This window comes from Citrobacter sp. TBCS-14 (genome assembly GCF_005280805.1).
GTDB classification, from domain to species: domain Bacteria; phylum Pseudomonadota; class Gammaproteobacteria; order Enterobacterales; family Enterobacteriaceae; genus Citrobacter; species Citrobacter gillenii.
Genome location: NZ_SZWM01001316.1, coordinates 481 through 779 on the forward strand (window position 1 = coordinate 481; position 299 = coordinate 779).

A 299-nucleotide genomic window follows, 5' to 3' on the forward strand; every position below is an offset into this window, starting at 1 on the left:
GTCACCAGCATTCCCGCCGCGCCGGATGGACGCAGCCGCGCATCCACTTCGTACAAAATACCGGACGAGGTACGGGTGCTGAAAAGGTGCATAATGCGCTGCGACAGACGCAGATAGAACTGTCGCCCATCAATCTCACGCTCACCGTCCGTCATCACGTCCATCGGACAATCATGCAGGAAGATCAAATCAAGATCCGAACTGTAGCCCAGTTCCCAGCCGCCCAGTTTGCCATAGCCGACGACGGCAAAACCGCGCCCCTCACGTTCACCAAGATGCGTTGGCTGCCCGTAGCGAGC

1 pseudogene is annotated in these 299 nt (G+C 58.5%); it reads right to left on the reverse strand.

The annotated features are described in order from the left end of the window. Positions 1–299 (reverse strand): annotated as a pseudogene (locus FDX22_RS27560) (bifunctional glutamine synthetase adenylyltransferase/deadenyltransferase); the annotation flags it as partial.